Annotated in this window: 1 protein-coding gene; it reads left to right on the forward strand. The window is 42.6% G+C overall.

Annotation, left to right across the window (positions count from 1 at the left end):
• The coding region (locus tag IGQ44_11515; protein ID HIK38603.1) for a hypothetical protein at positions 1 to 2,494 on the forward strand (2,494 nt) is incomplete at both ends.

Here is a 2,494-nt window from a genome sequence, read left to right on the forward strand (position 1 = left end):
CCTCAATAAGACAATTACTTCTGACAAACAACCGATGTTATCCACAAGGGAAAATCCATTTGCCTCTTCTTCAGACAAACAGCTAGTAATAGTCTCCCCCCGCGACATTGTATTTACCCCCTCAGATAAACAAACACTCCCAGTGTCTCCTACCACCTATTTTTTGGATAAATCCTCACTGTCGTCAGTAGCCAAAAAAGGGAATATAACCGCCTCTTCGGATAAACAATCGGCAAGTGTATCCAACCCTGACAGGATATCTAATGGTGGCAACAACCCTTCATTATTATCAACTTACCCCTCAACTGTCAATGATTCTAGTGTTTCTTGGGATAAAAATAATCAGTCAGTTTTACTATCTCCCCCTACTACCTCAGTTTTATCCTACTCTTCTACTAATAACAACAATTATTTCTTCCCTTTAGTCTTCCCCCCCTCAGATAAACCATCGGCATCATCCTCTACTTATCTTTTTGGCAACCTGACTATCCCCCCAGCCACCCTCAATACAACTACCTCTAACTTTTGGGATAACCAGTCGGTTTTAGTTTCCAGCAGTGAGAATGTGATTACTCCCTCTAATAGCTATGGTGGCAGTGGCAATAGATGGGAATCAATATTAGTCTTCCCACCTACTACTCTGACTACCTCCTTAGCCAATCAGTCAGTTTTTGCTTCCTCCCCCCACAATAACTCTCCCCCCCACCCTTTGGTTTTAGTATCTAATACTGGGAATGTAACTACTCTTGCCGATGATAGTGCTATTGTCAATACCACTCTCTTTTCAAAAAACAACTCAGAATCCCTATTACTCTCTCTACCCACCAAGGAAACAGAAGATAAGTCCTTAATTCTATCATCTACCCCCACTGATAATACCAGGCAATCCTTTGGCAAAGCAACTTTTTCTTCATCTCCCCCTTCTACTACTCATACCTCCATAAACCCGGATAATAGATATTTCACTGTCTCCTCATCTCTATTTTCTACAGGCAATCCCCCCATCTCTCTAAACAAAGCTAGCATCTCTTCAGATAAGTCTTCACTGTCAGTATCCTCCTCCAAAACTGTAATTATCGCCGAGAAAAAACCGTCACTGTCAGCCTCCTTTTCCAAAAATACAATCACTCTCTCAGACAAACAACCACTGATTATACCCCCCCCCAAAATAGCAGCCTGTGTAGTGGATAATCAGTCAATAAATAGTCAGTTAAAATTAGACAACCAGTTAGCCTCATTATCTCCCTGCATTGATTCGTTAGCAACTCTTTCCCCCTATCCCCTCATTAATGTCTTTCCCCCCCATAAACCCTCTTTTTCTCCTTCTTCTCCCACCGGTGAGGGTTTTGTTTCCCTGGGTAACACATCCTCTTTGAAATCCCCATTTGGCAGTCAGGCTTTTGTATATTCTGATGAGTATTTAGCATTAATAAATGATAGCAGCAGTAAAGTTGCCCCTTCAGACAATCAGTCACCACTAGTATCCCTTTATAATAACCAGTCAGCATTAGTGTCTCTTCCCAACAGCAAGGGTGATAATAGGCGGTTATTGGCGTTTCCCTCTTTCCCTCCCAACCAATCCAAATTGGCATCAGTTTCTTACCCTTCTACCGTCAAGACAATCACCCTGGCAGACAGTAAGTCAGCTAAACCATCAGGATTTCCCAATGAAAACCTATTGGCTAGTGTTTCTCCTCTTTCCACGGCTAAAAAACCTTCGTCAACTTTACCATCCCCAGTAAGTGTTTTTGGCTTGCAGCCTAGTTATACCACTTTTACCCCAGACAACCAATCAGTCTTAATTTTTCCTGGTGGCAATTCAACTTTTCCCTACAATCAACCATCAGCTAGTATTTCTATTACCCCGTCTTTTCTTTTCTCCCCTAACAAGACAACTATTTTTTCAAACAATAACCTTTTCAACGGCAACTACGGGATTGGGGTAATTTATGCCAATAAGTCAGACAGTAAATCGACGTCAGTATTCCCCTCTAGCAATTCAATTATTCCCTCAGATAAACCATCAGTTGGTGTATCCTTTGGCAACAATCGGCTAATCACATCGTCTACCTCTGTTTCCCCCAGAAAGACAACTGATAAGACAACTACTGCTTCAGACAACTACTCCGCCAACAATAATATAAATCCCCTCCCTGGCAACAACAAGATTATCCCTCTGGCTAGCCAGTGGCTTTGGAGGCATCCTGATGGGGATATGACTGCTTCTTCCAATAGCCACAGTAAATCAGTGTCAGTATTTCCCCTTGACAATTCCAACACCCCCCTCCCCCCGCCGCCTCCTACTAATCCAACCACTTCGGATAATCCTGTAATGTCGCTGTTTTACCCTAGCCTTTTAGGCATCACTGACAAGACAACCATACCCCTAGAAAAGCTACTAGTTATCCCCCCCAACCGGTTAACTATACCATACTCCGGGAAAAACCCAACTATATTGTCATTGTCTGAATTGCTTGATAGTCAACCCCCATTA

Source organism: Geminocystis sp. M7585_C2015_104 (genome assembly GCA_015295805.1).
GTDB lineage: Bacteria > Cyanobacteriota > Cyanobacteriia > Cyanobacteriales > Cyanobacteriaceae > DVEF01.